A 26,274-nucleotide genomic window follows, 5' to 3' on the forward strand; every position below is an offset into this window, starting at 1 on the left:
TGTTTATGTTTTGTCATAGTAGACCTCGTTTCTAACTCAAACGTCTCACACTTAATTCCACCATAAAAATCCGTTTTAGACTAATTTCCACTTTGGTCAGGCAAGTGGAAGTTACTTTGAGAAGTTACATCCTTAAAAATAATCAAAAAAGTTTTTTTAAAAACGCTTGCAATTATGCTTGAAAAGGAGTATACTTATAAGTAGCGCAAACGTTTGCGTCTGCAAAAATACGCAACGTTCCATTATTTTAACACATGAGGTGCTATTATGAAAAAACGTCAAAGTGGTGTGTTGATGCACATCTCTTCTCTTCCAGGAGCTTACGGAATCGGATCATTTGGTCAAAGTGCTTACGACTTCGTTGATTTCTTGGTTCGTACAAAACAACGTTACTGGCAAATCCTTCCATTAGGAACAACTAGTTACGGGGATTCTCCTTACCAATCTTTCTCAGCCTTCGCAGGAAACACTCATTTTATCGATTTGGATATCTTGGTGGAGCAAGGTTTGTTGGAAGCAAGTGACCTTGAAGGAGTTGACTTTGGTAGCGATGCGTCTGAAGTTGACTATGCTAAAATCTACTATGCACGTCGTCCTCTTTTAGAAAAAGCGGTGAAACGTTTCTTTGAAGTCGGAGATGTTAAAGATTTTGAGAAATTTGCTCAAGATAACCAATCATGGCTTGAGCTCTTTGCTGAGTATATGGCTATCAAAGAGCATTTTGAAAATCTTGCTTGGACTGAATGGCCAGATGCAGATGCTCGTGCTCGTAAAGCTTCAGCACTTGAAAGCTACCGTGAGCAATTGGCAGACAAGTTGGTTTACCACCGTGTGACTCAATACTTCTTCTTCCAACAATGGTTGAAATTGAAAGCTTATGCTAACGACAACCACATCGAAATCGTTGGGGACATGCCAATCTATGTAGCGGAAGATTCAAGCGATATGTGGGCAAATCCACATCTCTTCAAGACAGATGTCAACGGTAAGGCTACTTGCATCGCAGGATGCCCACCAGATGAGTTTTCTGCAACTGGTCAGCTTTGGGGTAACCCAATCTATGACTGGGAAGCAATGGATAAAGACGGCTACAAATGGTGGATTGAACGCTTACGTGAAAGCTTCAAAATCTACGATATCGTTCGTATCGACCACTTCCGTGGTTTCGAATCTTACTGGGAAATCCCTGCTGGTTCCGATACAGCAGCACCTGGTGAGTGGGTGAAAGGTCCTGGCTACAAGCTCTTTGCAGCCGTTAAGGAAGAACTTGGTGAGTTAAACATCATCGCAGAAGACCTTGGTTTCATGACAGATGAAGTTATCGAGTTGCGTGAACGTACTGGCTTCCCAGGAATGAAGATTCTTCAATTTGCCTTCAACCCAGAAGACGAAAGCATCGATAGCCCACACTTGGCACCTGCTAACTCAGTTATGTACACAGGAACACACGATAACAACACGGTTCTTGGCTGGTACCGTAACGAGATCGATGATGCGACTCGTGAGTACATGGCTCGTTACACGAACCGTAAAGAGTATGAAACAGTGCCACATGCTATGCTTCGTACAGTCTTTTCATCAGTTAGCTTTATGGCAATTGCAACTATGCAAGATTTACTAGAATTGGATGAGACAGCTCGTATGAACTTCCCATCTACCCTTGGTGGAAACTGGTCTTGGCGTATGACTGAAGAGCAATTGACACCAGCTGTCGAGGAAGGTTTGCTTGACTTGACAACAATCTATCGCCGAATCAATGAAAATTTGGTAGAATTAAAGAAATAATACAATATCAGGAGACATCTTAAACATGTTATCACTACAAGAATTTGTACAAAATCGTTACAATAAAACCATTGCAGAATGTAGCAATGAAGAGCTTTACCTTGCTCTTCTTAACTACAGCAAGCTTGCAAGTAGCCAAAAACCAGTTAACACTGGTAAAAAGAAAGTTTACTATATCTCAGCTGAGTTCTTGATTGGTAAACTCTTGTCAAACAACTTGATTAACCTTGGTCTTTACGACGATGTCAAAAAAGAACTTGCTGCTGCAGGTAAAGACTTGATCGAAGTTGAAGAAGTTGAATTGGAACCATCTCTTGGTAATGGTGGTTTGGGACGTTTGGCTGCCTGCTTTATCGACTCAATTGCGACTCTTGGCTTGAACGGTGATGGTGTTGGTCTGAACTACCACTTTGGTCTTTTCCAACAAGTTCTTAAAAACAACCAACAAGAAACAATTCCAAATGCATGGTTGACAGAGCAAAACTGGTTGGTTCGCTCAAGCCGTAGCTACCAAGTACCATTTGCAGACTTTACTTTGACATCAACTCTTTATGATATTGATGTACCTGGTTACAAGACAGAAACGAAGAACCGCTTGCGTTTGTTTGACTTGGATTCAGTTGATTCTTCTATTATTAAAGACGGTATCAGCTTTGACAAGACAGATATTGCTCGCAACTTGACTCTCTTCCTTTACCCAGATGATAGTGACCGTCAAGGTGAATTGCTCCGTATCTTCCAACAATACTTCATGGTTTCAAACGGTGCGCAATTGATCATCGACGAAGCAATCGAAAAAGGAAGCAACTTGCATGACCTTGCTGACTACGCAGTTGTACAAATCAACGATACTCACCCATCAATGGTGATTCCTGAATTGATCCGTCTTTTGACTGCACGTGGTATCGAGCTTGACGAAGCAATCTCAATCGTTCGTAGCATGACTGCCTACACTAACCACACAATCCTTGCTGAAGCCCTTGAAAAATGGCCTCTTGAATTCTTGCAAGAAGTGGTTCCTCACTTGGTACCAATCATTAAAGAATTGGACCGTCGCGTGAAAGCAGAATACAAAGATCCAGCTGTTCAAATTATCGATGAGAGCGGACGTGTTCACATGGCCCACATGGATATCCACTACGGATACAGCGTTAACGGGGTTGCAGCACTTCACACTGAAATCTTGAAAAATTCTGAGTTGAAAGCTTTCTACGACCTTTACCCAGAAAAATTCAACAACAAAACAAACGGTATCACTTTCCGTCGTTGGCTCATGCATGCTAACCCAAGATTGTCTCACTACTTGGATGAGATTCTTGGAGATGGTTGGCACCATGAAGCAGATGAGCTTGAAAAACTTTTGTCTTATGAAGACAAAGCAGCTGTCAAAGAAAAATTGGAAAGCATCAAGGCTCACAACAAACGTAAATTGGCTCGTCACTTGAAAGAACACCAAGGTGTGGAAATCAATCCAAACTCTATCTTTGACATCCAAATCAAACGTCTTCACGAGTACAAACGTCAACAAATGAACGCCTTGTACGTGATCCACAAATACCTTGACATCAAAGCTGGTAACATCCCTGCTCGTCCAATCACAATCTTCTTTGGTGGTAAAGCAGCTCCAGCCTACACAATCGCTCAAGACATTATCCACTTGATTCTTTGCATGTCAGAAGTTATTGCTAACGATCCAGCAGTAGCTCCACACTTGCAAGTAGTTATGGTTGAAAACTACAACGTTACTGCAGCAAGCTTCCTTATCCCAGCATGTGATATTTCAGAACAAATCTCACTTGCTTCTAAAGAAGCTTCAGGTACTGGTAACATGAAATTCATGTTGAACGGAGCTTTGACTCTTGGTACTATGGACGGTGCTAACGTGGAAATCGCTGAGTTGGTTGGCGACGAAAACATCTACATCTTTGGTGAAGATTCAGAAACTGTTATCGACCTTTACGCAAAAGCAGCTTACAAATCAAGCGAATTCTACGCTCGTGAAGCTATCAAACCATTGGTTGACTTCATCGTTAGCGATGCAGTTCTTGCAGCTGGAAACAAAGAGCGCTTGGAACGTCTTTACAATGAATTGATCAACAAAGACTGGTTCATGACTCTTCTTGACTTGGAAGACTACATCAAAGTCAAAGAGCAAATGTTGGCTGACTACGAAGACCGTGACGCATGGTTGGATAAAGTCATCGTTAACATTTCTAAAGCAGGATTCTTCTCATCTGACCGTACAATTGCTCAGTATAACGAAGATATTTGGCACTTGAACTAAGATACAAATTTATACGAATACATTTTGTAAAAAAGCGAGTTTCGATTGAAATTCGCTTTTTTTGAATGCTGTGGATTTGGGTCAATCTTGTCTAAAAATAGGGAAATCCTAGATACAGTGAAGGCTTTAAATGCTGGTTTTTACGGTCTTTCAGCTTCAAAATCTACTTAAAAATCACCTCAAATTTCTTGTATTCGCTTACATAAAGTATTATAATATGATTATAGGAAAGAAGGTGTTCTTATGTGGAAAAAATATTTTTCAAAATATAAATGGACTGATTTATTTTGGATACTATTTGTTATTTTGACATGCCTCTTGACGGGTAATAATACTCTTTTCCCCCTTACCCATCAAGAAATCTCTTATCATGGGTGCTTATTGGGAATTACACTTGCCTTATATCACTTGCTATTTATTGATAAGTTTGTTATCTCGAATCGAAAATAAAGATTAGGGCTATGCTTAACTGTGTACTTTTAGAATTTATTTTGGAGGGAAGATTTTGTCTCTATTATTTATTATTTTAAATTTATTTATCTTGTACAAGATTTATTCTTTGAGGCGGGAGAAATCGAAATACTTGATTTATACGGCCTATATCATATTTGGAATAAATGTACTATATGGTATTCAATGGTTATTAAAAGAACTGGTTTCAAATATTTCCACTTAATATGTATAGAAACTCCAGTGATTTTTGCATAACAAAACGCATAAGATTAAGGATTTAGTTTTGTATTGCACAGGGCTAAGTCCTTTTAGTTTTACCTTAATTCGTTTATTATTGTAGTAATCAATATAGTCTACAATAGCTTGTTCCAATTGCTTAAGCGACTGAAACGACTTCTCATAACTGTAAAACATCTCCAATTTCAGAATGCCAAAGAAGGACTCCATCATACCGTTGTCTGGGCTGTTGCCCTTGCGTGACATGGATGCTTGAATTCCCTTACTCTCTAAAAACCTGTGATAAAAATCGTGTTGATATTGCCAGCCTTGGTCACTATGGAGAATCGTATTCTCGTAGTGTTTCTCTGTGAAAGCCTGTTCCAACATCGTTTTTACTTGTTCTAAATTAGGCGAACAAGAAAGATTATAAGCGATGATTTCGCTGTTAAAACCATCTAAAACTGGAGATAAGTAAAGCTTTTGAGCGCTTGCTGGAATGGCAAATTCTGTCACATCCGTATAGCACTTTTCCATTGGTTTAGCTGCTTCAAATTGACGTTGAATAAGGTTGTCTGCTTTCTTGCCAACATCTCCTTTATGAGAAGAATACTTGCGTTTCTTGCGGATTCTAGCTTGTAAATTGAGCACTTTCATCAAGCGTTGAACTCTTTTATGATTGACCACATAACCACGATTTCTTAATTCTAAATGGATTCGACGATATCCGTAATTTCCTTTGTGTTCGGTAAAAATAGCTTGAATTTCAGCTTTAAGCTTTTGATCCTTATCTGGTTTGTCTAGCTGTTTCAAATGATAGTAGTAGGTCGAACGAGCGAGTTTAATGGTTTTTAGAAGAATATCTAACGAAAAATCAGTCATTAATTCTTGAACAATTTCTGTCTTTCTTCTTTCTCTTTTTCCTCCTTCAAGCGGAGTTCTCTCAACTTTTTTAGGATAGCATTCTCCGCTCTCAGATACTCGTTTTCTGCTTGAAGGCGTTCTAACTCTGTCATCTCTTCGGGTTTCTTCTTTGGTTTACGTCCCATTTTAGATGGTCTCCCTTTTGTTTTCTCAACAATAGTATACCCGTTTTTCTTGTATTGTGCCATCCAATTTGGAAGCATACCACGATTTGGGAGAGCATATTCGAGAGAAACTCTATCTTGAGACCAGTTTTCATGTAGGACTTTATCAATCATTTTTTGTTTTAATTCAGGAGAATAGTAACGATTTTTTCCTTTTTTGACGAACTCTATTCCGTAACGATCAATCAATTTAATCATGTACCTAATATTAGAATTGTTTATCCCAAATTTATTTGAAAGCTTCTCTAAGCTATATCCTTGTTTTCTAAGTTCATAGATCTGAACTTTATCATCATAAGTTAACTTCATGATAAAAACACCCCAAAAGTTAGATTTTTTTCTGTCTAACTTTTGGGGTGCAGTTCATTCACTAAATTACCGTTTTTTGTTTGAATTCTATTACTATTAACTACCTATTAGTACTAATATTATTACCAACAGTACTAATATTAGTACTAATTACCCTGAGGCCATCGTTTGTAAATTGACCCAAAACGTCAAATCCGTCATAAATTCCTTTATAAATAAAGAGTCCTAAAATTATAGATGAAATAATAATACTTGCACAAATAAAATATGTACGTTTTTTTTCATTCATAATATCGACTACCTCCTAAGTTAGTATAGACTAATAGTTCCGTTTTGATCAAATGGGACTCTATAATAAGATTTGCCTGATATACTACCTCCAAATGTAAATCCAGCTCCTAACAACTCTGCTTTAACTTGAGCTGAACCACTAGTTTCTATAACTGCTGTTAAAGTGCCATTATAAGCATACTTTATTTTTGTTGTAGGGAATCCATTTGTAGACCAAACATCAATAGTTTTGTCTTCAATAGATGTGTTTGTAATAGAATTTGTTATTCCTAAGTAATAACCGTGAACTGAGTTAATCTGACGGAAAGAACCCTCATTATATAGCTCAATATTTACGCTTAATTGAACTGTAGTTCTAGCAAATGTTGCACTTCTTTTTAATGTATGTGAAGTAACTGTAGCGCGAGAAAGATCTGGGATAAGTTCGATAGTTTCGACAACTTTTCCAGTATCACTATCAAGAACAGTTGCGACTTCTTTGAATCCTGATTTTGAATAGATTACTTCTGGATTAGGGATATTATAATCCTCAACAGTAAATTGCAGTTCGTTGAATTTTATAACAAGGTCATTAGTGGTATCGGCGTTTACAGAAATAGGCAAATAAAACAATGCTAAACAACTAAATAATAGAGTAATTAGTATTTTTTTCATGATAATGATCACCTACCATTCTTTTATAACTAAGTTGGATATTAAGGGTTGATAATTATAGTTTGTACATTGGAATCATCTGCTTTCTTATAGGAATATTAATTGAATAAGGCAATTTCTTTTTATTTGTATCCGCTTACATTTTATCATATAATGTTATTGTAGTCAAGAAAAATGTGCTATTATGTTAAAAAATATTTTTCAAAATATAAATGGACGGATTTATTTTGGATTTTATTTATCATTTTGACCTGCCTCTATATAGGTAACCATGATTTGTTTCCTCTCAATCATCAAGAAATCTCTTTTCGTGGTAGCTTTTGGGGTCTGGTACTGGCCTTATATCACTTATTGTTCATTGATAAGTTTGTTATCTCGAATCGAAAATAAAGTTTAGGGATATGCTTAGCTGTGCACCTTTAGGATTGATTTTTGGAGGAAGATTTTGTCTCTATTATTTATTATTTTAAATTTGTTCATCTTGTACAAGATCTATTCTTTGAGGCAGAAGAAATCGAAATACTTGATTTATACGGCCTATATCATATTTGGGGTAAATGTACTATATGGTATTCAATGGTTATTAAGAGAACTGATTTCAAATATTTCCCCTTAATGTGTATGGAAACTATAACAAAACGCATAAGATTGAGGTTTTGACCACCTGTTCTTATGCGTTTTTGTAATATTAAAGATTTTCAGTAAGTTTTATACCTTTGGGAAGTCTAGTTTAGAATGCTTTCCCAACCAGAATCTCTGCTTCAATGGTAATCTCTGTCAGTTGGTTCCAGTCAATCTTAGTCTGGTCAACGTGAAAGAGAAGAGGTGTCATGCTGAGTAGGGCTTGGAGCTGCTCTGCTGTGATACTCTTAGTCAGAGAGGCAGTTTGACTAGATAGGATGGTAAAGTGTTCTTGGAAATGATTTTTGATATCTTGGTTAGAATAATCCCTGTTTGTCAGCTGGTCCTGTACCCTTTGCCGAATTTCCTTGAGATGACTTTCAGTTGGGATGACCTTGATCAAGATACCGTCTTTGGATAAAACACGGCGGAATTCTCCATAGTTGGCAGGTGAAAAGATATCAAGCAGGATATCCATGCTGGCGTCTTTTATAGGGAGGCGAGCTAGGTCGCCAACGAACCAATTGACTGACCAGTTGGATTCGCTCTTGGCAGCGATTTGGACTGAATCTTTTGAAATATCAAAGGCATAGAAGGTTTTGTCAGGGTAACTTTCTTGGAGTTTGCGAGAGTAGAAACCTTCGCCACAGCCGATATCCAAGATTGTTGTGGTAGTTTTTGAGCTTGCAAGCAAGTCAGATACAGCATCTAAGATAGCTTGGTAAAAGCCGGCTTCTAGGATTTGTTGGCGGTTTTGAAAGTTTTCTTTGTCGTAGTTGGCAGATTGCTTGATTTGAGGGGCTAGATTGACATAGCCGAATTTCGCCAAGTCAAAAGAATGACGGTTGTAGCACTTGAAACTAGTCTCTAGCAGAGTCAGATTTTCTTGACAGATAGGACAGGCAAAGGCAGTCGCAGAAGCAAAACGCTGAAGTTTGGGTTTGAGATTTGTATTCATAGTTTAAGTGTATCAAAAGAGGCAAATGAAAGCAACTTTAGGAGTAAGTAGATGGGAGATTCAGTAGAAATAAAACTAATACTCCAATTTATGGTATAAAATTGCTTTTATATCTAAATTGCTATATAATAATGATAAGGAGGAAATAAGTATGTTAAAAGAAGTACTAACCGTTGCAAAAGTTGCGAAAAAATCTTCATTATTTTTGGGTGGTGTCGCATTTGGTACCCTTGGTTTGAAAATCTTAGCAAGTAAGGAAGCTAAAAAAGGTTATTCTAAAGCTTTGGCTAAGGCTTACAAGTTGAAAGACGGGCTAGATGCATCTGTTTCTGTTGTGAAACAACATGGAGACGATGTCTTGCAAGATGCCAAATATTTGTATGAGCAAGAGAAAAAAGAAGAGCAATTAGATAGCCTAGGAGAATAATATGTCTTTTAAAGTGCTACATAGAGGATACCAACATATCCGCCTATCATCTTCTTTTTCACTTACCTTGGATATTCAAGACTATCTTCGTTCCTTGGCGAGAGATGAGAAGGGAATTGAGTCTATCCAGTTTTACATGGATCAACAGCACTTTACCCTACGTATAAAAGAAGGCTTCTCTGTATTAGACAATGCAGAAGCCTTTTTAAAAAGAATTGATAAAGGGAAAGTTTCTGAGTTGATGACTCTTCCTGTTCGTAGAGAAGAGAGTGCCTATTCTATCGTTTCAGGTGCAGCGATTAAGCGTGTGCTTTTTCGTAGTCTTGTGCCGTCTCCTATTCGCTATATATGGACTTGTTATCAGGCTTTTGGCTATATTAGAGAAGCCTATCAAACACTAGCGCGTAAGGAACTAACGATGGAAGTCTTAGACTGTTCGGCGATTTTATTGTCCTTGTTTATGAACCAATCCAAGACAGCTAGCAATATCATGTTTATGCTTGATTTGGGGAATCATTTAGATCAGTGGTCCTTGAAAAAAACGGCAACAGATTTAGAACAGAGCCTTCTTGCAAAAGAGAGCGACGTATTCTTAGTACAGGGCGATACGGTCGTTAGTATCAAGAGTTCCGATGTTCAAATAGGAGATGTCTTGGTCCTATCTCAAGGAAATGAAATTTTGTTTGATGGACAAGTAGTTTCAGGTTTAGGTATGGTCAACGAAAGTTCCTTGACGGGAGAGAGTTTTCCAGTTGAAAAAAGAGAGTCTGATTTGGTTTGTGCAAATACAGTATTAGAAACTGGAGAGTTACGCATTCGTGTAACCGATAATCAGATGAACAGCCGGATTTTACAACTGATTGAGTTGATGAAGAAATCTGAAGAAAACAAGAAAACGAAACAACGCTATTTCATCAAGATGGCGGACAAGGTCGTCAAATATAATTTCTTGGGGGCTGGGCTGACTTACCTATTGACAGGTTCTTTTTCTAAGGCTATTTCTTTCCTATTGGTCGATTTCTCCTGTGCTTTGAAAATCTCTACTCCTGTAGCTTATTTAACAGCTATCAAGGAGGGGTTGAATCGTGAAATGGTGATTAAGGATGGGGATGTTCTGGAGAAATATCTGGAAGTTGATACTTTCTTGTTTGATAAGACGGGAACAATCACAACTAGTTATCCGATAGTTGAAAAGGTGTTACCTTTTGGAGACTATAGTGAGGAAGATATTCTCAGAATCAGTGCCTGTCTTGAGGAACACATTTATCATCCTATTGCTAATGCCATCGTCAAGCAAGCTGAGATAGAGGGGATTGAACATGAGGAAATGCATGGGAAACTCCAATATATCGCAAGCAAGGGGATTAAATCTCATATAGATGGGCAACCAGTTCTTATTGGGAATTATGTCTTGATGCAGGATGAACAGATTCATATCAGTTCAGAACAACATGCTTTAATTGAAGAGTACAAGAGTCACTACAATCTCTTATTCTTGGCTTATCAGAATGAATTGATTGGAATGTTCTGTATTCATACTCCTTTGAGAAAAGAAGCAAAAGCAGCCTTGGAGAAACTTAAGGCACAAGGGAAAAAATTGATTCTGGCAACAGGGGACACCTTGGTTAGAACAGAGGAATTAGTCAAAGATTTGCCCTTTGATCAGGTCTATACAGACTTGAAACCTGATGGGAAATTTGAGTTAGTAGAGGAACTGCAGAAAGCAGGTCACACTATTTTGATGGTTGGGGATGGGTTGAATGACTCAGCTGCTCTAACCCTATCAGATATCGGTGTGGTGATGAATGAGAGTGCAGATATTTCTAAGCAGATGAGCGATATCTTATTGTTAGATAATCGTTTGGATTTCTTCCAAGAGTTGGATTGGCTATCATCATCTTTGCAAACACTCATCAAGAAGAATATTCAAGATACCGTTGTCGTAAATAGTAGTTTGATTGGCTTTGGCTTGTTTAATTGGCTCAGTCCTTCAAATCTCTCTATCTTACATAATCTAACAACCTTACGCATAGTCCTGCGTAGCCTGTCTATTAAGGCTAGATAGATGTGATTATCAACAACAAAAAGGAGTTACCTTTCTCGAGGGCAACTCCTTTTTTCTATAGGTAAATGTTGAACAGTTTAGTAAGTCAGTACAAAGTATTTTTTCTTCCCGCGACGGATAACAGTCAGTTCGTTCTCAAGCTTATCTGCGTCGTTCAAGACATAGTCAAGGTCTTGGATACGGTCGCCGTTTACGTAGATAGCTCCGTTTTGGACATCTTCACGGGCTTGACGTTTTGAGTTAACCACACCAGATGACACGAGCAGTTCCACGATATTGTGATTTTCATCTACTTGTACTTGGTAGTTTGGCACACCACGAAGTCCTTGTTTGAGCTCTTTGACAGAAAGGTTTTTGATGTTTCCTGCAAAGAGTTGCTCAGTGATGTTGAGGGCTTCTTTGTAAGCTTCTTCTCCGTGAACAAGTGTAACGACTTCACGAGCCAAGACTTTTTGTGCCAAGCGTTCGTGTGGAGCTGCTTCAAATTGTTTACGGATGTCTTCAATCTCATCAAGTGACAAGAAAGTAAAAATCTTCAAGAAGCGAACAGCGTCTGCGTCCATAACGTTCATCCAAAATTGGTACATTTCGTATGGAGAAGTCTTTTCAGGATTAAGCCAGACGGCATTTCCTTCTGATTTACCAAATTTCTTACCAGTTGCATCTGTGATAAGCGGTACTGTGATTACGTGGCCAGTCTTGTCAGCTTTACGACGAAGCAATTCGGTACCAGCTGTCATATTTCCCCACTGGTCAGAACCACCGATTTGAAGCGTTACGTTGTGGTCTTGGTTAAGAACGAAGAAGTCGTAACCTTGCATGATTTGGTAAGCGAACTCAGTGTAAGAAATTCCTGTTTCAATTCGTTTTTTCACAGATTCCTTGCTCATCATGTAGTTGACAGTGAAGTATTTTCCGATATCACGGAGGAAGTCAATGAAGCTGATGCTGCCAAACCAGTCGTAGTTGTTGACCATGACAGCCTTGTTTTCGCCATTTTCAAAATCAAGAAAACGAGAAAGTTGTCCTTGGATAGACTTGACCCAGCCATCTACTGTGTCTTTTGTTTGGAGACTACGTTCAGCATCTTTGAAGGACGGATCTCCGATGAGACCAGTAGCACCGCCAACGAGCGCATAAGGTTTGTGACCTGCTAGTTGCAAGCGACGACTTGTCAAGATTGCGACAAGGTGGCCTAGGTGAAGGCTGTCAGCAGTTGGATCGTAGCCAGTATAATAAGAAACTTGACCTTCTTCTAGGGCTTTACGCAAAGCTTCTTCATCAGTCGTTTGAAAAATCAAACCACGCTCTTTTAGCTCATCAAAAATGTGCATGTGTCTTTTCTCCTTTTTAAAATTATTGTTTCTACCTATTGTATCATAAACTCGGGCAATAGCCTAGCAGAATAGGGAAGAAAGTGGCTATTTTATTGAAAGTTTCCCTTTTATGGTATAATAGATAGAGTGAGGAAATCCATGCAAAATCAATTAAATGAATTAAAACAGAAAATGCTGGAATTTTTCCAGCAAAAACAAAAAAATAAAAAATCAGCTAGACCTGGCAAGAAAGGTTCAAGTACCAAAAAATCTAAAACCTTAGATAGGCCAGCCATCTTTCCAGCTATTTTACTAAGTATAAAAGCCTTATTTAACTTACTCTTTGTGCTTGGTTTTATAGGAGGAATGTTGGGAGCCGGGATTGCTTTGGGGTACGGAGTGGCCTTATTTGACAAGGTTCGGGTGCCTCAGACAGAAGAATTGGTGAATCAGGTCAAGGACATCTCTTCTATTTCAGAGATTACCTATTCGGACGGGACGGTGATTGCTTCCATAGAGAGTGATTTGTTGCGCACTTCTATCTCATCTGAGCAAATTTCGGAAAATCTGAAGAAGGCTATCATTGCGACGGAAGATGAACACTTTAAAGAACATAAGGGTGTAGTGCCCAAGGCGGTGATTCGTGCGACCTTGGGGAAATTTGTAGGTTTGGGTTCCTCTAGTGGGGGTTCAACCTTGACCCAGCAACTGATTAAACAGCAGGTGGTTGGGGATGCGCCGACCTTGGCTCGTAAGGCGACAGAGATTGTGGATGCTCTTGCCTTGGAACGTGCCATGAATAAGGATGAGATTTTAACGACCTATCTCAATGTGGCTCCCTTTGGCCGAAATAATAAGGGGCAGAATATTGCAGGAGCTCAGCAGGCAGCTGAGGGGATTTTCGGTGTAGATGCCAGTCAGTTGACGGTTCCTCAAGCAGCATTTTTAGCAGGACTTCCACAGAGTCCCATTACCTACTCTCCTTATGAAAATACTGGGGAGTTGAAGAGTGATGAAGACCTAGAAATTGGCTTAAGACGGGCTAAGGCAGTTCTTTACAGTATGTATCGTACAGGTGCCTTAAGCAAAGACGAGTATTCTCAGTACAAGGATTATGACCTTAAACAGGACTTTTTACCATCGGGCACGGTCACAGGAATTTCACGAGACTATTTATACTTTACAACTTTGGCAGAAGCTCAAGAACGTATGTATGACTATCTAGCTCAGAGAGACAATGTCTCCGCTAAGGAGTTGAAAAATGAGGCAACTCAGAAGTTTTATCGTGATTTGGCAGCCAAGGAAATTGAAAATGGTGGTTATAAGATTACTACTACCATAGACCAGAAAATTCATTCTGCCATGCAAAATGCGGTTGCTGATTATGGCTATCTTTTAGACGATGGAACAGGTCGTGTAGAAGTAGGGAATGTCTTGATGGACAACCAAACAGGTGCTATTCTAGGCTTTGTAGGTGGTCGTAATTATCAAGAAAATCAAAATAATCATGCCTTTGATACCAAACGTTCGCCAGCTTCTACTACCAAGCCCTTGCTGGCCTACGGGATTGCTATTGATCAGGGCTTGATGGGAAGCGAAACGATTCTATCTAACTATCCAACAAACTTTGCTAATGGCAATCCGATTATGTATGCTAATAGCAAGGGAACAGGAATGATGACCTTGGGAGAAGCTCTGAACTATTCATGGAATATCCCGGCTTACTGGACCTATCGTATGCTCCGTGAAAAGGGTGTTGATGTCAAGGGTTATATGGAAAAAATGGGTTATGAGATTCCAGAGTACGGTATTGAGAGCCTGCCAATGGGGGGTGGTATTGAAGTCACAGTTGCCCAGCATACTAATGGCTATCAGACCCTAGCAAATAATGGTCTATATCATAAAAAACATGTAATTTCTAAAATTGAAGCAGCAGATGGTAGAGTGGTGTATGAATATCAGGATAAACCAGTTCAAGTCTATTCAAAAGCTACTGCGACGATTATGCAGGGATTGCTGCGAGAAGTTCTATCCTCTCGTGTGACAACAACCTTCAAGACGAATCTGACTTCTTTAAATCCTACTCTGGCTAATGCAGATTGGATTGGGAAGACTGGTACAACCAACCAAGACGAAAATATGTGGCTCATGCTTTCGACACCTAGATTAACCCTAGGTGGCTGGATTGGGCATGATGATAATCATTCATTGTCACGTAGAGCAGGCTATTCTAATAACTCTAATTACATGGCTCATCTGGTAAATGCGATTCAGCAAGCCTCACCAAGCATTTGGGGGAACGAGCGCTTTACTTTAGATCCTAGTGTAGTGAAATCGGAAGTCTTGAAATCAACAGGTCAAAAACCAGGGAAGGTTTCTGTTGAAGGAAAAGAGGTAGAGGTCACAGGTTCGACTGTTACCAGCTATTGGGCTAATAAGATAGGAGCTCCTACGACCAGCTATCATTTTGCTATTGGAGGAAGTGAGTCAGATTATCAAAATGCTTGGTCAAGTATCGTTAGCACACTACCAACTCCATCAAGCTCCAGCAGTTCAAGTAGTTCAAGTAGTAGTTCTAGTGATAGCAGTAACTCAAGTACTACACGACCTTCTTCTTCAAGGGCGAGACGATAAGTTCTATAAACTGTGCTAAATGAAGTGGCTAATCAATGGATTGCCACTTTTTTCTTTTTTCCTTTCATGTTACAATAAAGGTATGAATCAGTATCAGAAAAAGATTGTTAAAGGAACTATTTATTCGCTCCTATCTGGCTTAATCTGGGGAATCTGTGGAATTTTAGGAGAATATTTCTTTACTCATTACCAGGTGTCTTCGGGCTGGATTACTTCTATGCGTTTGACATTGGCAGGGAGTCTTGTGCTCATTTGGTCTGCAATGCAATTAAAATCGCAAGTGCTAGATATTTGGCGAGATAAGAAAAATTACCTGCCCTTTTTAGCCTATGCTATTTTGGGGATTTTTTCAGTTCAGTATTTTTTCTATCTCTGTGTAGAATACTCAAATGCAGCGACAGCAACTATTTTACAGTTTATCAGTCCTGTCTTTATCCTCTTTTACAATCGCTTGGTTTATCAAAAACGAGCGTCAAAAAGTGCTATTTTCTATGTTTTGATTGCCATGCTGGGCGTGTGCTTGATGGCGACAAAAGGCGATCTCTCTCAGTTATCCATGACGCCACTAGCCCTTATAACAGGTCTGTTGAGTGCCATGGGTGTTATGTTTAATGTTATCTTGCCCCAACCTTTCGCGAAGCGCTATGGTTTTGTACCCACGGTTGGGTGGGGGATGATTTTGGCAGGTTTGTTTAGCAATGTCCTTTCGCCGGTTTACAAGCTCTCCTTTACTCTGGATATTTGGAGTATCTTGATTTGCCTCATTATCGCTTTTTTCGGGACGGCTTTTGCCTTTTTCATTTCCATGAAGGCAGTGTCCTTGGTTTCTCCTCTGGTGGTTTCCGTTATCAGCGCCAGTGAACCTCTCTCTTCTGCTCTCTTGAGTGTTTTGTTCTTAGGATTGGTAGTGGATTGGTCCCTTCTTCTAGCTATGGCCTTGATTATTTTACCCATGATATTTTTGTCTATAGAAGAAGCGAAAGAAAGTAGATAAAAAGTCTTTTCTTAATTCTAAAAGTGTGCTATACTAGAATAGTCAATAAAACACGGGGAGATAGTTGTGAAGATTGTTTTTAGGTTGTATCGGTAGGGGCTTGCTTTTACCGACAGCACGTTTTATCTCACATCCCTAAAAAATCATACCTAAAAACAGACAAAAAGGCTTCAAATTTGAGGCCTTTTTTGGTAGAATAGTTATCATTATAAAGAATGAGAGGCCTTTTATGACTGCTACAAAAATGAGCGCACAAGAAATTATTCAATTTATCGCCAATGCTGAAAAGAAAACCAGTGTGAAAGTAACCTTTGAGGGAGAACTTGCAACTGCTGTACCTAGCTCTATTGTTAAACTAGGGAATGTCTTATTTGGAGACTGGAAAGATGTTGCTCCGCTTCTCGATGGTTTGGTAGAAAATCAAGACTATGTTGTTGAGCAAGACGCTCGTAATTCTGCCGTTCCTTTGCTAGATAAACGTGCTATCAATGCTCGTATCGAGCCAGGTGCGATTATCCGTGATCAAGTTGAAATTGGTGACAGTGCTGTTATCATGATGGGAGCAGTCATCAATATCGGTGCTGAAATTGGTGCAGGAACCATGATTGACATGGGGGCTATCCTTGGTGGCCGTGCTATTGTTGGGAAAAACAGTCACGTTGGTGCAGGTGCCGTTCTTGCAGGTGTGATTGAGCCAGCTAGCGCAGAACCAGTCCGTGTTGGAGATAATGTTCTTATCGGCGCTAATGCAGTGGTCATCGAAGGAGTTCAAATCGGTAGTGGTTCAGTTGTCGCAGCAGGAGCTATTGTTACCCAAGATGTCCCAGAAAACGTAGTAGTAGCAGGTGTTCCAGCTCGTATCATCAAAGAGATTGATGCCCAAACCCAACAAAAAACAGCGCTAGAAGATGCGCTTCGTACCTTATAATTGTAAAAGAAAAATAGAGGCGGAACCCTTCTTCCAGCCTCTTTCTGCTATATAGGAGGACAGATAGATGTTAGATTTGATTCAGACTAGACGAGATTTGCACCAGATTCCAGAGATTGGCTTGGAGGAGTTCAAGACTCATGCTTATTTGCTAGATGTGATTGAGAAATTGACTGCGGGCAAGAAGTTTGTTCAAGTTCGTACTTGGCGGACAGGTATTTTGGTCTATTTGCAGGGAAGTCAGCCAGAGAGGACCATTGGTTGGCGGACAGATATTGATGGTCTGCCTATCGTTGAACAAACAGGATTTCCTTTCGCTTCTCAGCACCAAGGTAGTATGCATGCTTGTGGACATGATTTCCACATGACCATTGCCTTGGGCTGTCTTGAGCGCGCCCTTGAGGAGCAACCAAAGAACAATCTACTCTTCCTATTTCAGCCTGCTGAAGAAAATGAAGCTGGTGGCATGCTCATGTATGAGGATGGCGCTTTTGGAGACTGGTTGCCAGACCAGTTTTATGGCCTCCATGTCCGTCCAGATCTGAAAGTTGGCCAGATTGCGACCAATACTCATACACTTTTTGCAGGGACTTGTGAGGTGAAGATTCGTTTCAAAGGCAAAGGTGGCCACGCAGCCTTTCCGCATGAAGCCAATGACGCTTTGGTGGCGGCTAGTTACTTTGTAACCCAAGTGCAGTCAGTTGTCAGCCGCAATGTCAACCCAATCGAGGGAGCAGTGGTGACCTTTGGCGTTTTTCAGGCTGGAACAACCAACAATGTCATCACAGACACAGCCTTTTTACATGGAACTATTCGTGCCTTAACTCAGGATATGAGCCTCTTGGTGCAAAAGCGGGTCAAAACAGTTGCAGAAGGAGTTGCAGCTGCCTTTGATATGGAAGTTGAAGTGGAACTCAAGCAAGGTGGATACCTACCTGTTGAGAACAATCCAGCCTTGGCGCGTGAACTGATGGATTTCTTTGAAGAAAAAGACGGAATCGAGCTGATTGATATCGAGCCTGCTATGACAGGTGAAGACTTTGGTTATCTTCTTTCAAAGGTTGATGGTGTTATGTTTTGGCTAGGTATCGATAGTCCCTACGCTCTTCATCACCCTCAAATGAGTCCTAAGGAAGAGGCTTTATCTATTGGGGTGGATGCGGTCTCTAGTTTCCTGAAAAAGAAGGCAGCAGAGTAGAGGAATTGTCTATGAAAGCAGAATTACGCAAGCAAGTCTTGCAAGAAATGAAGACTATATCTCAAGAGCAAAAACAGGCTATAGAGCAAGCTTTAACCGAGCGATTGTTACAACACCCCTTTTACCAAGAAGCCAAGGTTATTGCAACCTATCTCTCTTTTCCTCATGAGTTTCAAACGCAGGGATTGATTGAGCAGGCGCTGAAGGATGGCAAGAAGGTTCTGATACCCAAAACCTATCCCAAGGGGCACATGGACTTTGTGGTCTATGATCCGCAGCAGTTGGTAAAAACTTCCTTTGGCTTACTGGAACCACAGGGAGATTTGGAAGTATTGGATGCCTCTAAGATTGATTTGATTCATGTTCCGGGGCTGGCTTTTACGACAAAGGGTTATCGAATTGGCTATGGCGGAGGTTATTATGACCGCTATCTGGAACAGTTTACTGGTCATACTTTGAGTACGGTTTATCATTATCAAGTTCAGGACTTTATCCCTGAAAAGCATGATATTCCTGTTCAGGAGGTTCTGATTGATGAAAGAAATCTTTGATAGGCGTTACCCTGTGACGAGTTTCTTCCTCTTAGTGACGACCTTGGTATTTCTACTAATGTTGGTGACCACAGGAGGAAACTTTTACAGGGCAGATACCCTATTTCGATTTGGAGCTATGTATGGGCCTGTTATTCGGCTCTTTCCCGAGCAGGTTTGGCGTCTCTTCTCTGCTATTTTTGTTCATATTGGGTGGGAGCATTTCATTGTTAATATGCTTTCGCTCTATTATCTTGGTAGGCAAGTAGAGGAGATTTTCGGATCCAAGAAGTTTTGCTTTCTCTATCTCTTATCTGGAATGATGGGCAATCTCTTTGTTTTTGTATTTAGTCCAAAATCCTTAGCAGCAGGAGCTTCTACTTCTCTCTATGGGCTATTTGCTGCGATTATTGTTCTTCGCTATGCAACGCGTAATCCTTATATCCAGCAGTTGGGGCAATCTTATCTGACACTTTTTGTGATTAACATTATTGGAAGTGTTCTGATTCCAGGAATCAGTCTAGCAGGTCATATCGGAGGTGCAGTTGGTGGCGCATTTCTAGCAGTTATCTTTCCAGTTAGAGGAGAAAGACGGATGTATAGCGCTAGTCAGAGATTAGGAGCGGTAGTCTTGTTCGTAGGACTCGCTGTCTTACTTCTCTACAAGGGAATGGGATGAAAATTTGTGTAATGAAAAAAGATAAGGCGATTTTTGAACCTTATCTTTTTATTTTATACTCAATGAAAATCAAAGAGCAAACTAGGAAGCTAGCCGCAGGTTGCTCAAAGCACTGCTTTGAGGTTGTAGATAGAACTGACGAAGTCAGCTCAAAACACTGTTTTGAGGTTGCGGATAGAACTGATGAAGTCAGTAACCATACCTACGGTAAGGCGACGCTGACGTGGTTTGAAGAGATTTTCAAAGAGTATTATTCCTTCTCAGCCAATTCTTTTCCAAGTTGGATGAGGTAATCCTTCAAGTCATCTTTGACTTGTGGATGTTTGAGGGCGTAGTCAATAGATGTTTTCATAAATCCAAACTTATCCCCAACGTCGTAACGAGCTCCTGTAAATTCACGGGCGAAAACACGTTGTGTTTTATTAAGGGTATCAATAGCGTCGGTAAGCTGGATTTCATTTCCAGCGCCAGGAGCTTGCTTTTCGAGAATATCAAAAATTTCTGGTGTGAGAAGATAGCGACCGATAATCGCTAAATCACTTGGTGCATCTTCGGGAGCTGGTTTTTCAACGAAAGTTTCAACGCTATAGAGTCCATTGATTCCTTCGCCTTGAGGAGCAATGACTCCATATGATGAAACGTCTTCATGTGGTACGGGCATGACAGCAATGGTTGATGCGTGTGTCTTTTCGTAATCATTCATCAATTGTTTTGTCAAAGGAACGGCATTCTCATCTGTAATGTCCATAAGGTCATCGCCCAGCATAACAACGAAGGGCTCATTCCCCACAAAAGCTTTGGCTTGTAGGACAGCATCTCCAAGACCACGAGGGTGAGTTTGGCGGATGAAATGAAGGCGCATACCAGTTGCTTCATCTACCAATTTTAACAAATCCGTTTTGCCTTTTTCCTTAAGATTGTATTCAAGCTCAAAGTTTGAGTCAAAGTGGTCCTCAATAGAACGTTTTGACTTACCAGTGACAACCAGAATATCTTCAATACCTGATTTGAGAGCTTCTTCGACGATAAACTGGATAGTTGGTTTGTCTACGATTGGCAACATTTCTTTGGCAAGGGCCTTGGTTGCTGGTAAAAATCGAGTCCCGAGTCCAGCGGCAGGGATGACTGCCTTTCTAACTTTTGATGTCATAAGAATCCTTTCTTTAGAGAGTTAAGACCACTCATTTTCTGCTTTAAATTCATTGTTCATGATGTCATAAATAGCATCTTTGATATTGGTTCCGTGGTAGATAACTTGGTAAATGGCTTGTGTAATGGGCATATAGACTCCAAGTTCTTGCGCTAGTTCATAGGCTGCTCGAGTCGTTGAGATTCCTTCGATTACCATGCCCATATTGGCTTCGATATCAGCTAGAGATTCTCCACGACCAAGAGCATCTCCGGCTCTCCAGTTACGAGAGTGGATGGAAGTTCCCGTTACGATCAAATCTCCCACACCAGATAAGCCACTATAGGTCAATGGACTGGCCCCGAGTGCTACTCCTAAGCGGGTAATTTCTGCCAAGCCTCGAGCGATGATGGCTGCCTTGGCATTGTCACCAAATCCCAAACCATGTAAAGCTCCGGCGCCAACAGCGATAATGTTTTTAAGAGCACCAGCGGTTTCAACCCCGATAACATCCGTATTGGTATAAAGTCGGAAGTAGTGATTACTAAAGAGTTCTTGAACGTATTGAGCCGTTTGTAAATCTTTAGAAGCAGCAGTGATTAAAGTTAGGTCACGCACAATGGTTTCTTCCGCATGACTAGGCCCTGAAACAACGACAATATCACTGCGGAGCTGTTCAGGAATCTCTTCTTCAAGGATGGTTGATAATCGTTTATGACTATCAGGCTCTAATCCCTTTGAAGCGTGCATGATGATAGCCTTATGATCTAAGGTTTTTGCAACTTGTTGGGCAACAAGTCGTGTCACTTTTGTTGGGACAACAAACAAAATCGCATCCACATCTTTCAATGTTTCTGCTAAGTCAGTGTAGGCAATGATACTTTCATCTAGAACGACATCTTTAAAGTAGTGCTTATTAGTATGGTGTGTATTAATTTCATTGATTTGCTCGGGAAGATTTCCCCAAATACGTACCTCGTGTCCATTGTCATTTAAGACTTGTGAAAGGGCAGTTCCCCAAGAACCAGGCCCCAAGACGGCGACGGTTTGTTTTTCCATGATTTCCTCCTTAATAGAGTTCTTTCTCTTATTCTATCATATTCTAGAGGATTTTGCACTTGCATTACTGGAGAGTGGTGGCTTTGTGACTTGAAAAATATATAAAAACCGAGACGAAGTATTAAAGTCTTAGTCTTTAGTTAAAGTGAGAAGAAATCTGATAGATAGTTTGATTCAGTATATGCTATAATAGAGGTAAACAACTCAGGAGGTTCTTGTAGGTTGCGAGAGTTTGGCGAAAAAATTAAAAGATTACGTTTGGCTAAAAAAATCAGTCGTTCAGAATTTTGTGGTGATGAGTCTGAATTAAGTATCCGTCAATTAATTAGAATTGAAAATGGAGAATCCAGACCAACACTAACAAAGTTAAAATATATCGCTGAGCGTTTGGGAGTTGAAGATTACAAGTTGATGCCAAGTTATATAGAGTTGGATAAGGAATACCTAGAATTGAAGTATTTCTTGATGAGGACTCCTACATACGAAGATGAAACTATCGCCCAAAAGAAAGAGAGTGTTTTTGATAAGATTTTTGAAGAGTATTATGATAGGCTACCTGAGGAAGAAAGATTTATCATAGATGTTTTACAAGCATATGATGACTTTGGTTGGTGGAATGATGATAGCAATTTAGGAATGATTTTACAAGAGTATTTCGATCACATTTTGTTGAAATCAAAATATGAAGTTAACGATATTTTAATCATAAAGCTATTTTTGGTAAGATTAGTACACCAAGATACGATAATAGATGAGATTGAAGTGAATACCTTCTTAGTAATAGCTGATAAAATTTTACAACAAGTTGAGATGTTTGATATTGAATATTCATTTCTAATCAGAGATTCATTACTTTTGTTGTTAGGAATATTTGAAAAAATTGCTAATTACAGTCAATTTGAAGATATTCTCTATAAATTAAATGAAATTACCTCAAAGTCATACGACTATCAGAAAAAACCAATTATTCGACTATGGGAGTGGCGCTATTCATTATTTGTAAAAAAAGATTATCCAGTAGCTGAAAATTATTTTCAAGAAGCAAAAATATTTGCTAGAATGATTGATAATAGTCATTTGATAGAACAGCTAGAAAAACAATGGCAATATGACCTCCAGGATTTTTTTAAAAATAAACATTAGAAAATAAAAAAGTGACAAAAATGTCACTAGTTAAAAAGACCGAGAGAAAGTTTTCGAAATCATAAAAACGCATGATATCAGGTGTTTAAAAACTTGATATTATGCGTTTTATCATTTAAAGAGTTATTATGTTTTTCCCTTAGATTGAGTTCGTATCGAGTTCCTTTTTATACTAATTGAGTACTTATTAGTAGATAAGTTGTTGAAATTAGTGACATTTATGACCTTGGAGAATGTGTAACATAGAAGTATAATAATCCTGTAGAAAAAATAAGGAGAGAACATATGTTAGTGCTAGTTGTTGCCATTTTTTGGATTTATAAATAATAAAGATAGAATGGGAAGGTCTATGTTAGAACTAAAAAATATTAGCAAAAGTTACGAACAAGGGACGCTAAAAAATAATGTTTTAAGAGAAATAAATTTTAAGGTAGTTGAAGGAGAATTTGTATCGATAATGGGACCATCAGGTTCGGGCAAATCGACATTTATCAATATTTTGGGACTGATTGATTCTGAATTTAAAGGAGAATATATATTAGACGGAAAAAGTATTGAGAAGTTAAATGAAAATCAACAAGCAAGTTATCGTAATCGTGATATTGGATTTGTTTTTCAACAATTTCATCTTATTGATGAATATACTGTTAAAGAAAATATTTTATTATCATTCCTATATTCTGACCAACAGCCAGATATAGAATACATTGATAGTTTATTACAAGACTTAGGGCTTATAGATAAGATGAATGAGTACCCAAGTCATTTATCAGGCGGACAGAAGCAACGAGTTGCTTTAATTAGAGCTCTTGCTCATAAACCTAGATTTCTTATAGCGGATGAACCTACAGGTGCATTAGATGAGAAAAATAGGAATGAGATATTGCAAATTCTACAAAATTTGAATCATTCTGGAACGACAATTATTGTAGTAACTCACGATGAGTTTGTTGCCAGTCATTGTAGAACAAGGTATCGAATGAAAAATGGGTATCTAACATCTGAAGGAGAAGGATTACATGAAGTTTAAAAAGCTGTTAATAGATACTCTAAAGTTGTTAAAGAGGAATAAAAGACAAAGTATTCTGACATCCTTAGCCATCACAGTGGCAACATTTGTTTTATTAGTAATACTATCAAGTTCTTCCTATACAACTTCTACATTAGGTAATGATTTAAAGATAGAAGAAGACACAGCAACAATGACTTATACTCCTCAGAATATGTTGGATATTAGAGGGTTTACACAGGAAGATAAACAATTGGTTGAGCAAACTATTGGAAAACCTGCAAGACTTTCTTCCAGTTCTTATGCTTTGTATGCTGAAACGTATTTTAATGATTCTAAGCAGAATCTTAGTTTTCGAACATTAGGCGATTTGAATAAGAATGGTTTAGTTGTACCTGCTTTATTAAAAGGAAGAGCATTAGAGGAACTAGATGGAGGTGTCGCTATTAGCGATAAGGCTCTCATGTTATTGACTCGAAAGGAAAATATTGAAACTTTTTTAGGAGAGACTATCAATATATCTGGAAAAGAATATCCAATTCAGGCAATATATTATGGATCAGCTGTTAATGAAAGATTACCTTCTTTATTGGTTACCAATGAAATCAAAGAGTTACTTTTAGGAGGAAGGGAATATTTTGATGAATTAGTAGTAGAAACCAATCAGTTGGAGAATATTAATAAGGCTTTATCTGCTTTAGATACTTATGGAATATTCCGCAAGGAAGGAACTTATGGATATATAGATAATGGAAGGGTATATGAGGAAACAAAGGCCCAAGCTACTACAATATTAAATTTCATTGCACTTTTATCAAGTATTTCAATTTTTGTAGCTGGTTTTGGGGTTATGAATGCTATGTTGTCTTCTGTTAGCGAACGTAGTAAGGAGATAGCCATTCGTCGAGCTTTGGGAGCTAAAAAATCTGATATTTATCAATCATATATGATGGAGGGGATTCTTTTATCGCTTCTGGGAGCTATAACTGGTATTGGAGTAGCGACATTATTTGTTGTTTTAATGAACATGAGTGGTTTTGTTACGACATTAACTCTGGATCATATTTTGATTACTCTATTCACAACGGGTGTATTTGGAATTGTATTTAGTATTATGCCTGCAATGGTTGCAGCAAATAAAAATGTTATTGAAGGTCTAAGGTAATGATGGATGTGAATTTAAAGGAGGTAAAATGAAATTTACAAAAATAGATGGAGTATTTTCTCTAATGTTAATTGTGGAATTTACAATATGTTTTTTTACACTAGATAATTTTAATCTTTTTCAATTTATGTTATTCGTACAAATTATACCGTCAATAGTATTAGCTTTGTTATCGGGAAGTATTTCTTCTAGAAGTAAGCACAGCTGGGTGTTATTAATTATTTTTGGAATGATCTATGCCTTAATGATGTTTGGAATTTTCAGAGTTACTCCTATGACGCTTATAGAACAAAATACGATTCAATCTGAAACTTCCGTATTTACATTCAATAGAAATTTACAGTTGGGAACTTATTTTGGATTTTTCCTACAGGAATTTTTACTAGGAGCTTTTATTTGCACTATTTCAAAAATTTTTGGAAGAATTAAACAAGGGAAATTTTAATGAAGACTGCATTAAAAAGAAGAATTGCTTTTGCAGTTATTTAGAAAATGATATTATTGAAATGGTGTAACATTTGGAGAAAATTATTTTTGAACGAAAAAGATTTGAGTATGTCGGTCCTAAGAGAAAGCAAGTAAAGGACTTTATGATTCTAAAAAATTTCATGTCTAAGATAATTCAAGTTGAAATCAGAGTGGAGGGATACTTGTTAGAACTTCTTATTTTAAAAGAGATGAGTCTAGAATTCTATAATTTAGATTTTCTTTCTTTGCCCTATGATGTCAATATAGATGTGAAAGAAGTTGTAGAGGATGTTGATTTAACAGTCTATAAGAATAGTAAATATAGGGAGTTTAATTTCTTTAAAAATATTTGTAAATGATATTTTTGAAAGTCTATCCATCCCTATATTAGAATTGCTACAACAAGTTTTCAACACTTGTTTCAATTGAATATACTAAAAACCGAGACGAAGTCTTAAACTCTTAGTCTCGGTTTTGATATTTCTTAAAGAATAGCTAGATTTATTTTAATTGATCTGTAATGTCTTTTGATAGCAACATTCCCAGATGATAAGTTTTATTGATGTAAGCAATGACATCATTGATATTTTCAGTCGTGTGAATTTTCTCTTTGATGTCAGCTCTAAATGTTTCATCCTTTAAAAGTTGTTCTTGGTAGAGCCTTTGAAGTCTCTCCTTCTCGTACTTATTGAGCAGAAAAAGGAAAACCAAGCTAATTACAACGAGGATATAAGCATATTGGCTCATAGGAAATCTCCCTGTATGATAAAGAAGTAGTAGTGAGTAAATCGATTTAGTGGACCTAAAATAGCAGAACAAGTCAGCAAAACTTGATAAGATTTTTGATAGGCCTCTAAACCAAAATCCGTAT

At 38.5% G+C, this 26,274-nt stretch carries 25 protein-coding genes; 18 read left to right on the forward strand and 7 right to left on the reverse strand.

Features of this window, described 5'->3' with window-relative positions; all coding sequences use genetic code 11:
- The first annotated feature begins 267 nt into the window (after positions 1–267).
- The 3 genes from malQ (at position 268) to DSY56_RS12505 (ending at position 4,519) form a co-directional block, all read left to right on the forward strand.
- Positions 268–1,785 carry a 4-alpha-glucanotransferase gene (gene malQ / locus DSY56_RS10045; RefSeq protein ID WP_112445447.1) on the forward strand — a complete coding sequence of 506 codons (1,518 nt, stop codon included), beginning with the start codon at positions 268–270 and terminating at the stop codon, positions 1,783–1,785.
- A gap of 25 nt (positions 1,786–1,810) precedes the next feature.
- Positions 1,811–4,069, forward strand: coding sequence for a glycogen/starch/alpha-glucan family phosphorylase (glgP, locus tag DSY56_RS10050; protein ID WP_112445449.1), 2,259 nt, complete (start codon positions 1,811–1,813; stop codon positions 4,067–4,069).
- Between the two features lie 243 nt (positions 4,070–4,312).
- Positions 4,313–4,519, forward strand: coding sequence for a hypothetical protein (locus DSY56_RS12505; RefSeq protein ID WP_078706315.1), 207 nt, complete (start codon positions 4,313–4,315; stop codon positions 4,517–4,519).
- Between the two features lie 222 nt (positions 4,520–4,741).
- Here the strand turns inward: DSY56_RS12505 and DSY56_RS10060 are convergent.
- Both DSY56_RS10060 and DSY56_RS10070 read right to left on the reverse strand, forming a co-directional pair.
- Positions 4,742–6,135, reverse strand: a protein-coding gene (locus DSY56_RS10060) for an IS3 family transposase (RefSeq protein ID WP_112445451.1) whose coding sequence is annotated in 2 segments (ribosomal slippage) — positions 4,742–5,685 and positions 5,685–6,135 — 1,395 coding nt in all. Because the reading frame shifts where the segments join, the coding sequence is not laid out codon by codon here.
- A 309-nt stretch (positions 6,136–6,444) separates the two neighbouring features.
- A complete protein-coding gene (locus DSY56_RS10070; RefSeq protein WP_112445455.1) occupies positions 6,445–7,080 on the reverse strand; it encodes a hypothetical protein in 636 nt (211 codons plus the stop codon).
- A 174-nt stretch (positions 7,081–7,254) separates the two neighbouring features.
- Between DSY56_RS10070 and DSY56_RS12510 the strand changes: the two genes are divergently transcribed.
- A complete protein-coding gene (locus DSY56_RS12510) occupies positions 7,255–7,470 on the forward strand; it encodes a hypothetical protein (RefSeq protein WP_112445457.1) in 216 nt (71 codons plus the stop codon).
- A gap of 340 nt (positions 7,471–7,810) precedes the next feature.
- On the opposite strand, the gene DSY56_RS10080 is transcribed toward DSY56_RS12510, so the two are convergent.
- Entirely contained in the window at positions 7,811–8,659 is an 849-nt protein-coding gene (locus DSY56_RS10080; RefSeq protein WP_112445459.1) for a putative RNA methyltransferase, read from the reverse strand.
- A 151-nt stretch (positions 8,660–8,810) separates the two neighbouring features.
- Between DSY56_RS10080 and DSY56_RS10085 the strand changes: the two genes are divergently transcribed.
- Both DSY56_RS10085 and DSY56_RS10090 read left to right on the forward strand, forming a co-directional pair.
- The gene (locus DSY56_RS10085) at positions 8,811–9,086 is read left to right on the forward strand and encodes a DUF6110 family protein (RefSeq protein ID WP_112445461.1); all 276 of its coding nucleotides are present in this window, start codon (positions 8,811–8,813) and stop codon (positions 9,084–9,086) included.
- Between the two features lies 1 nt (position 9,087).
- Positions 9,088–11,151, forward strand: a complete 2,064-nt coding sequence (locus DSY56_RS10090) for a heavy metal translocating P-type ATPase (RefSeq protein WP_112445463.1) — start codon at positions 9,088–9,090, stop codon at positions 11,149–11,151.
- A gap of 77 nt (positions 11,152–11,228) precedes the next feature.
- Here the strand turns inward: DSY56_RS10090 and tyrS are convergent, their stop codons facing one another.
- Positions 11,229–12,485: a tyrosine--tRNA ligase gene (tyrS, locus tag DSY56_RS10095; RefSeq protein ID WP_000546889.1), complete on the reverse strand. Its 1,257-nt coding sequence runs from the start codon at positions 12,483–12,485 to the stop codon at positions 11,229–11,231.
- 141 nt (positions 12,486–12,626) lie between these two features.
- Between tyrS and pbp1b the strand changes: the two genes are divergently transcribed.
- The 7 genes from pbp1b (at position 12,627) to DSY56_RS12515 (ending at position 19,723) form a co-directional block, all read left to right on the forward strand.
- The gene (gene pbp1b, locus DSY56_RS10100) at positions 12,627–15,101 is read left to right on the forward strand and encodes a penicillin-binding protein PBP1B (protein ID WP_112445465.1); all 2,475 of its coding nucleotides are present in this window, start codon (positions 12,627–12,629) and stop codon (positions 15,099–15,101) included.
- Positions 15,102–15,183: 82 nt separating this feature from the next.
- A complete protein-coding gene (locus tag DSY56_RS10105) occupies positions 15,184–16,095 on the forward strand; it encodes a DMT family transporter (protein WP_112445484.1) in 912 nt (303 codons plus the stop codon).
- A gap of 229 nt (positions 16,096–16,324) precedes the next feature.
- Positions 16,325–17,023, forward strand: a complete 699-nt coding sequence (dapD, locus tag DSY56_RS10110; RefSeq protein WP_050392043.1) for a 2,3,4,5-tetrahydropyridine-2,6-dicarboxylate N-acetyltransferase — start codon at positions 16,325–16,327, stop codon at positions 17,021–17,023.
- Positions 17,024–17,090: 67 nt separating this feature from the next.
- A complete protein-coding gene (locus DSY56_RS10115; protein ID WP_050392044.1) occupies positions 17,091–18,221 on the forward strand; it encodes an N-acetyldiaminopimelate deacetylase in 1,131 nt (376 codons plus the stop codon).
- 11 nt (positions 18,222–18,232) lie between these two features.
- Positions 18,233–18,772: a 5-formyltetrahydrofolate cyclo-ligase gene (locus DSY56_RS10120; protein WP_050392045.1), complete on the forward strand. Its 540-nt coding sequence runs from the start codon at positions 18,233–18,235 to the stop codon at positions 18,770–18,772.
- The gene (locus DSY56_RS10125) at positions 18,756–19,430 is read left to right on the forward strand and encodes a rhomboid family protein (protein ID WP_112445467.1); all 675 of its coding nucleotides are present in this window, start codon (positions 18,756–18,758) and stop codon (positions 19,428–19,430) included. The genes DSY56_RS10120 and DSY56_RS10125 overlap by 17 nt, the downstream gene beginning before the upstream one ends.
- Positions 19,431–19,492: 62 nt before the next feature.
- Positions 19,493–19,723: a hypothetical protein gene (locus DSY56_RS12515; RefSeq protein ID WP_112445485.1), complete on the forward strand. Its 231-nt coding sequence runs from the start codon at positions 19,493–19,495 to the stop codon at positions 19,721–19,723.
- Here the strand turns inward: DSY56_RS12515 and galU are convergent.
- The gene (gene galU, locus DSY56_RS10135) at positions 19,681–20,580 is read right to left on the reverse strand and encodes a UTP--glucose-1-phosphate uridylyltransferase GalU (RefSeq protein ID WP_000202219.1); all 900 of its coding nucleotides are present in this window, start codon (positions 20,578–20,580) and stop codon (positions 19,681–19,683) included. The two genes, DSY56_RS12515 and galU, sit on opposite strands and share 43 nt — an antisense overlap.
- Positions 20,581–20,601: 21 nt before the next feature.
- Positions 20,602–21,618, reverse strand: a complete 1,017-nt coding sequence (locus DSY56_RS10140) for an NAD(P)H-dependent glycerol-3-phosphate dehydrogenase (protein WP_112445469.1) — start codon at positions 21,616–21,618, stop codon at positions 20,602–20,604.
- A gap of 222 nt (positions 21,619–21,840) precedes the next feature.
- On the opposite strand from DSY56_RS10140, the gene DSY56_RS10145 reads away from it, so the two are divergent.
- From DSY56_RS10145 to DSY56_RS10165, 5 genes are all read left to right on the forward strand, one after another.
- Positions 21,841–22,761, forward strand: a complete 921-nt coding sequence (locus DSY56_RS10145; RefSeq protein WP_112445471.1) for a helix-turn-helix domain-containing protein — start codon at positions 21,841–21,843, stop codon at positions 22,759–22,761.
- Between the two features lie 349 nt (positions 22,762–23,110).
- Positions 23,111–23,791, forward strand: coding sequence for an ABC transporter ATP-binding protein (locus DSY56_RS10150; protein ID WP_112445486.1), 681 nt, complete (start codon positions 23,111–23,113; stop codon positions 23,789–23,791).
- Positions 23,781–24,935: an ABC transporter permease gene (locus DSY56_RS10155; RefSeq protein ID WP_112445474.1), complete on the forward strand. Its 1,155-nt coding sequence runs from the start codon at positions 23,781–23,783 to the stop codon at positions 24,933–24,935. Before DSY56_RS10150 ends, DSY56_RS10155 begins: the two co-directional genes overlap by 11 nt.
- Before the next feature lie 28 nt (positions 24,936–24,963).
- Positions 24,964–25,380, forward strand: coding sequence for a hypothetical protein (locus DSY56_RS12520; RefSeq protein ID WP_234990575.1), 417 nt, complete (start codon positions 24,964–24,966; stop codon positions 25,378–25,380).
- A gap of 73 nt (positions 25,381–25,453) precedes the next feature.
- Complete coding sequence (locus DSY56_RS10165; RefSeq protein ID WP_112445476.1) at positions 25,454–25,762, forward strand: hypothetical protein; 309 nt, start codon at positions 25,454–25,456, stop codon at positions 25,760–25,762.
- Positions 25,763–25,904: 142 nt separating this feature from the next.
- On the opposite strand, the gene DSY56_RS10170 is transcribed toward DSY56_RS10165, so the two are convergent.
- Positions 25,905–26,150: a hypothetical protein gene (locus DSY56_RS10170; RefSeq protein WP_000084859.1), complete on the reverse strand. Its 246-nt coding sequence runs from the start codon at positions 26,148–26,150 to the stop codon at positions 25,905–25,907.
- Positions 26,151–26,274 lie beyond the last annotated feature (124 nt).

This window comes from Streptococcus sp. 596553, from assembly GCF_900411395.1.
Classification (GTDB): domain Bacteria; phylum Bacillota; class Bacilli; order Lactobacillales; family Streptococcaceae; genus Streptococcus; species Streptococcus mitis_BA.

Bases quoted from the DNA above. Each gene is read 5' to 3' on its own strand.
- DSY56_RS12505 (WP_078706315.1), top strand. From the start codon at position 4,313: ATGTGGAAAAAATATTTTTCAAAATATAAATGGACTGATTTATTTTGG.
- DSY56_RS12515 (WP_112445485.1), top strand. From the start codon at position 19,493: ATGAAAATCAAAGAGCAAACTAGGAAGCTAGCCGCAGGTTGCTCAAAG.
- DSY56_RS10140 (WP_112445469.1), bottom strand. From the start codon at position 21,618: ATGGAAAAACAAACCGTCGCCGTCTTGGGGCCTGGTTCTTGGGGAACT.
- DSY56_RS10090 (WP_112445463.1), top strand. From the start codon at position 9,088: ATGTCTTTTAAAGTGCTACATAGAGGATACCAACATATCCGCCTATCA.
- DSY56_RS10150 (WP_112445486.1), top strand. From the start codon at position 23,111: ATGTTAGAACTAAAAAATATTAGCAAAAGTTACGAACAAGGGACGCTA.
- DSY56_RS10115 (WP_050392044.1), top strand. From the start codon at position 17,091: ATGTTAGATTTGATTCAGACTAGACGAGATTTGCACCAGATTCCAGAG.
- DSY56_RS10155 (WP_112445474.1), top strand. From the start codon at position 23,781: ATGAAGTTTAAAAAGCTGTTAATAGATACTCTAAAGTTGTTAAAGAGG.
- DSY56_RS12510 (WP_112445457.1), top strand. From the start codon at position 7,255: ATGTGCTATTATGTTAAAAAATATTTTTCAAAATATAAATGGACGGAT.
- DSY56_RS10080 (WP_112445459.1), bottom strand. From the start codon at position 8,659: ATGAATACAAATCTCAAACCCAAACTTCAGCGTTTTGCTTCTGCGACT.
- dapD (WP_050392043.1), top strand. From the start codon at position 16,325: ATGACTGCTACAAAAATGAGCGCACAAGAAATTATTCAATTTATCGCC.
- DSY56_RS10120 (WP_050392045.1), top strand. From the start codon at position 18,233: ATGAAAGCAGAATTACGCAAGCAAGTCTTGCAAGAAATGAAGACTATA.
- DSY56_RS10085 (WP_112445461.1), top strand. From the start codon at position 8,811: ATGTTAAAAGAAGTACTAACCGTTGCAAAAGTTGCGAAAAAATCTTCA.
- DSY56_RS10125 (WP_112445467.1), top strand. From the start codon at position 18,756: ATGAAAGAAATCTTTGATAGGCGTTACCCTGTGACGAGTTTCTTCCTC.
- DSY56_RS10070 (WP_112445455.1), bottom strand. From the start codon at position 7,080: ATGAAAAAAATACTAATTACTCTATTATTTAGTTGTTTAGCATTGTTT.
- glgP (WP_112445449.1), top strand. From the start codon at position 1,811: ATGTTATCACTACAAGAATTTGTACAAAATCGTTACAATAAAACCATT.
- DSY56_RS10105 (WP_112445484.1), top strand. From the start codon at position 15,184: ATGAATCAGTATCAGAAAAAGATTGTTAAAGGAACTATTTATTCGCTC.
- DSY56_RS12520 (WP_234990575.1), top strand. From the start codon at position 24,964: ATGAAATTTACAAAAATAGATGGAGTATTTTCTCTAATGTTAATTGTG.
- galU (WP_000202219.1), bottom strand. From the start codon at position 20,580: ATGACATCAAAAGTTAGAAAGGCAGTCATCCCTGCCGCTGGACTCGGG.
- pbp1b (WP_112445465.1), top strand. From the start codon at position 12,627: ATGCAAAATCAATTAAATGAATTAAAACAGAAAATGCTGGAATTTTTC.
- malQ (WP_112445447.1), top strand. From the start codon at position 268: ATGAAAAAACGTCAAAGTGGTGTGTTGATGCACATCTCTTCTCTTCCA.
- DSY56_RS10170 (WP_000084859.1), bottom strand. From the start codon at position 26,150: ATGAGCCAATATGCTTATATCCTCGTTGTAATTAGCTTGGTTTTCCTT.
- tyrS (WP_000546889.1), bottom strand. From the start codon at position 12,485: ATGCACATTTTTGATGAGCTAAAAGAGCGTGGTTTGATTTTTCAAACG.